We start from the raw sequence: 5578 nt of genomic DNA on the forward strand, positions 1-5578 counted from the left end.
TATTGGAAACCCTGCCGCTGACCGTCAACGGCAAGCTCGATCGCAAAGCGCTGCCCGCGCCGCAATTCGCATCGATCAGCCGACGCGCACCGCGCACTCCGCAGGAAGACATCCTTGCCAGTCTGTTTGCCGAGGTGCTCGGTGTGACGGACGTCGGTATCGACGATAATTTCTTCGATCTGGGCGGACATTCCCTGCTGGCGACGCGGCTGGTCAGCCGGATTCGCAATACGCTCGATGTCGAGCTGGCGATCCGCACTTTGTTCGAAAGCCCTACCGTGGCCGGATTGAGCGAGCAGTTGTGTGCCGGCGATGTGGCCCGGAGCAAATTGCAACCGATGCCGAGACCAGAGCGGATTCCGCTGTCCTTTGCACAGCAGCGCCTGTGGTTCCTGCACCAGTTCACCGGGCCGGATGCAACCTACAACATCCCGCTGGCATTGAGTCTCGACGGTGTGCTGGATATCCCGGCATTGCGGCTGGCTTTGAATGACGTACTGGCGCGCCACGAAAGTCTGCGTACGCTCTTTGCCAACAGCGATGACGGCGGCAGCCATCAGGTCATCCTGCCACCCACGCAGGCAAGCATCGAGCTGCAGCTTGTTCCAGTCGGAGAGGACGAGCTGGATGCCGCGCTGAGCGCGGCCGCCGCTTACGGATTCGACCTGGGACACGAGTTGCCGATACGCGCGTGGCTACATGTGCTCGCCCCCGAACGGTACGTGCTCCTGCTGCTCGTGCACCACATTGCCAGCGATGGCTGGTCATGGCGGCCGCTGGCGCGTGACCTTGCCGCCGCTTATGGCATGCGTCTGCAGAGCCAGGCGCCCGCATGGCCGCCGCTGCCGGTGCAATATGCCGACTACAGCTTGTGGCAACGCACGTCGCTTGGTGACGAGGCAGATCCGGACAGCCTGCTATCCAGGCAGATCGCCTACTGGAAGATGGCGCTAACCGATCTGCCGGAGCGCCTCAACCTTCCCGCCGATCGCCCGTATCCGGCGCAAGCCAGTTATCGCGGCGATCACGTGGTGTTGGAAATCGGTGCGCAGCAACACGCGCAATTGCTGAAACTTGCTCGTGACAACAAGGCGACATTGTTCATGGTGCTGCACACGGCCGTGGCGACGTTGTTGCAACGACTCGGTGCCGGCAACGATATTTCGATAGGCACGTCATTGGCCGGCCGTGTCGACGAAGCCTTGAACGACTTGGTGGGCTTCTTCGTCAATTTGCTGGTGTTACGCACCGATTGCTCCGGCAATCCGACATTCCGCGACCTGCTGGAACGGGTGCGCGCGACCGACCTGGCCGCCTACTCGCATCAGGATCTGCCGTTCGAGCGGCTGGTGGAAATCGTCAATCCCACGCGTTCGCAATCGCATCATCCGTTGTTCCAGGTAGCGATCATCTTCGGCAACAATGGCAATGCAGCCCTGGAATTGCCGGGACTGGCGGTGACCTCTCGCGTGCTTAGCAGCGGCACCTCCAAGTACGACCTGTCCTTCACCTTCGGCGAACAGTTCGATGAAGCCGGCATGCCGGCCGGCCTGGCCGTGGGCATCGGCTACGCCAGCGACCTGTTCGAGCGCTCGACGGTACAGGCATTGGCCACGCGCCTTGCCGCGGTCTTCGATGCGGCCATCGGCCATCCCGATCGCGCGATCGCCGAGATTGATCTGCTCGGCGACGGTGAAAGGAAGCTGCTGCTCGACTGGAACGCCACGCAGCATCCGCTCGCCGAGAACAATCTGGTGCAGCGCTTCGCGCAGCAGGCATTGGCTAGCCCGGATGAGATTGCGGCGACGGCCGGCGATCAATCGCTGACTTACGCCGAGCTGGACGCTCGCGCCAATCAGTTGGCGCATCACCTTACCGACCTGGGTGTCGGTCCGGACGTGATGGTGGGTCTGTGCGTCGAGCGTTCACTCGACATGCTGGTCGGCGTGCTGGGCATTCTCAAGGCAGGCGGTGCGTACGTGCCGCTGGACCCGCGCTATCCGGCCGAACGGCTGGCCTTCATGCTCAACGATACGATGGTCGCTGTGCTGGTGACGCAGTCGGCCCTGGTGGAACGCTTGCCTTCGCACTGGGCCTATGTAGTGCAGATCGATGCGGATGCGGAGGACATCGCTAGAAAGCCGCGCACCGCGCCCGGGATAGCCGCGCATGGCGGCAATCTCGCCTATGTGATGTATACCTCCGGCTCCACCGGGCTGCCCAAGGGCGTGGCCGTCACGCATCGCAACGTGCTGGAACTGGCGCTCGATCGGCGCTGGCAAGACGACGCCCAGCAATGCGTGCTGCTGCACTCGGCGCAGGCATTCGACGCCTCCACCTATGAAATCTGGGTGCCGCTGCTGAACGGGTACCGCGTCGTGATGGCGCCGCCCGGGGAGACGGATATCCATGAGCTGGCCAGGATCATCGCCAAGCAAGGCGTCACCTCGCTTTGGCTGAGCGCTGGATTGTTCCATGTCATGGCGGAGGAGCGCGCGGATTGCTTTGCCGGGGTGCGCCAGGTAATCGCCGGCGGCGACGTGCTGGCACCGGTCGCGATCCAGTCCCTGCTCGATCGTTTCCCGCGGCTGTGCATCGTCAATGGCTATGGCCCGACCGAGACGACCACCTTCGCCACCAACTATGCCATGCGCGCACCTTGCCGCCTCGGTGCCAACGTGCCGATCGGTTCGCCGTTGGATAACACGCAACTCTACGTGCTGGACGCCAGTTTGCGACTAGTGCCACCCGGTGTGGCTGGCGAGCTGTACATCGGCGGTGAAGGCCTGGCCCGCGGTTACCACAACCGCCCCGCGTTGAGCGCGGAGCGTTTCGTTGCCAACCCGCACGGTGCGCCAGGCGGCCGCATGTACCGCACCAGTGACATGGTGCGCTGGCGGACGGACGGCAACCTCGAGTTTATCGGGCGCGCCGACAATCAGGTAAAGATCCGCGGCTTCCGTGTCGAACTGGGTGAGATCGAGACCTGTCTGCTGAATTTCCCATCGGTGGCGCAAGCCGCCGTCGTCGTACGCGAGGATCAGCCTGGCAACAAACAATTGGTCGGTTACGTGGTTTCGACGCAAGACCAAAGCATCGACGCGGCTTCCTTGCGCCGCGCACTCGCTGAGCACCTGCCCGAATACATGTTGCCGGCTGCCTTGGTGACACTTGCTGCGCTCCCGCTGACCGCGCATGGCAAGCTGGATCGAAAGGCGTTGCCGGCCCCTGAATTTGCGTCCGCCAGCCAGCGCATGCCGCGTACGCCGCAGGAACAGGCGCTGGCCGATCTGTTTGCCGAAGTGCTGGGCCTGTCCTCGGTTGGCATCGACGACAGCTTCTTCGACTTAGGCGGCCATTCGCTGCTGGCCACGCGGCTGATCAGTCGTGTTCGCGCCGCGATGAAGATCGAGATACCGATCCGTACGCTGTTCGAAACACCCACGGTCGCCGCCTTGATTGATCAACTTGGTGCCGCCGCCACCGTCAGTGCTCCGTTGCTCCCGATGGCGCGGCCCGAACGTATTCCGCTGTCCTTCGCGCAGCAGCGCCTGTGGTTCCTGCATCAATTCGAGGGACCCAGTTCCACTTACAACATCCCACTGGCGGTACGCCTGGAAGGCCGGCTCGACCGGCACGCGCTGCAAGCCGCGTTTAACGACCTGGTGGTGCGTCATGAAAGTCTGCGCACGGTGTTCGGCGAGGACGGCCAGGGGGCGTGGCAGCGCATCCTCAGCGATCAGGATGCGCAGTTGCATTTACCCGTGATCGAGCTGGCGGAAGCCGGGCTCGCTGCAGCACTCAAACAGGCGGCCATGCATGGCTTTGATTTGCGTAACGAGCTACCGGTTCGCGCAAGTTTGTTCAAGCTCGGCCCGGCGACGCACGTGCTCCTGCTGCTGGTGCACCACATTGCCAGCGACGGATGGTCATGGGCGCCGCTGGTTCGCGACCTGGAACAGGCGTACGCCGCACGGCTTGCTGGACGGGCGCCAGACTGGACCCCACTGCCGGTGCAATATGCCGATTACACGCTATGGCAGCGCGAACGACTCGGCGACGAAGCCGATCCAGGCAGTCTGTTGGCTAAGCAGGTCGCGTACTGGAAGCTCACGCTCGAAGGCTTGCCGGAACAGCTCGCCCTGCCCTACGACCGCGCACGCCCGGCGCAAGCAAGCTTCCGCGGCGAGCATGTCGGTTTCGAGCTGGATGCGCCGGTACTGACCAAGCTGACCGAACTGGCCAATGCCCATCAGGCAACGCTGTTCATGGTGCTGCATGCCGCCGTGGCCGCCTTGCTGTGCAAGCTCGACGCGGGCACCGATATCCCGCTCGGCACGCCGATCGCCGGACGCACGGATGAAGCGCTCAGCGAGCTGGTCGGATTCTTCGTCAACACGCTGGTGCTACGCACCGATTGCTCGGGCCAGCCCAGCTTCCGGGAGTTGCTTGAGCGTGTGCGCAACCAGGATCTGGGTGCCTATACGCACCAGGACCTACCCTTCGAACGCCTGGTGGAGATGCTCAATCCGCGTCGCTCAGCCAGCCAGCACCCGTTATTCCAGGTTGCGGTGGTTTTGCAGAACAATGCGGATGCGCAATGGCAGTTCTCGGGCTTGAGCACGACCCCGCAAACCACCGGCTATGGCGTTGCCAAGTTCGATCTCACCTTCAGTTTCATCGAACGCGATGCCGCGCACGGTTCACCGCAGAAGCTGCTTGGCAGTGTTCAATACGCTACCGATCTGTTCGATGCCGCCACGGCTGAGCGCATGGTTCGCCAACTGGTTCGATTGCTGCAAAACGTAGCCGATCATGCCGACACGAAGCTCGCCGAACTCGATCTGCTGGAACACGCCGAACGGCAGCAGCTGCTGGTGGACTGGAATGCCACGGATCGCCCCCAGGCGGAAGGCACCTTGGCGCAACGTTTCGCCGAACAGGCCGCACGCACACCACTGGCCGTCGCGGCCACGGCCGGCGAGCAATGGCTGACCTATCGCCAGCTCGACGCGCGCGCCAATCAACTGGCCCACCAGCTGCAAGCCTGCGGCGTCGGTCCGGAAAACATGGTGGCCTTGTGCGTGGAACGTTCGCTGGACGTATTGATCGGCGTGCTGGGCATCCTCAAGGCCGGCGGCACCTATGTGCCGCTGGAACCGCGCTATCCCTCCGAGCGCCTGGCCTTCATGCTGGCCGATACCCAAGCTCGCGTGATCGTGACGCAATCGGCACTGGCCGAACGCTTGCCGCCGCATGAGGCGCATGTGCTGCAACTGGATGGCGATGCCGCGCGTATCGCCGCGCAGCCGAGCACGCCACCGGCCGTGCGTGCACAGGCCGACCAGCTGGCCTATGTGATGTACACCTCCGGCTCCACCGGCACGCCCAAGGGTATCGGTGTCACGCATCGCAATGTGCTGGAACTGGCGATGGATCGGCGTTGGCACGGTTCATCGCAACAGCGTGTGCTGATGCATTCGGCGCAAGCCTTCGATGCCTCCACCTACGAGATGTGGGTGCCGCTGCTGGCCGGCCAGCAGGTCATCATCGCGCCACCCGGCGAGGCCGATATCCG

At 63.5% G+C, this 5578-nt stretch carries 1 protein-coding gene; it reads left to right on the forward strand.

What is annotated here, in order from left to right; genetic code table 11:
• Positions 1 to 5578 (forward strand): non-ribosomal peptide synthetase (locus QQJ96_RS11405; protein ID WP_284332129.1); only part of this gene is annotated, 5578 nt, incomplete at both ends.

This window comes from Dyella flagellata, from assembly GCF_030160275.1.
In the GTDB taxonomy this organism is placed as follows: Bacteria; Pseudomonadota; Gammaproteobacteria; order Xanthomonadales; family Rhodanobacteraceae; genus Dyella_B; species Dyella_B flagellata.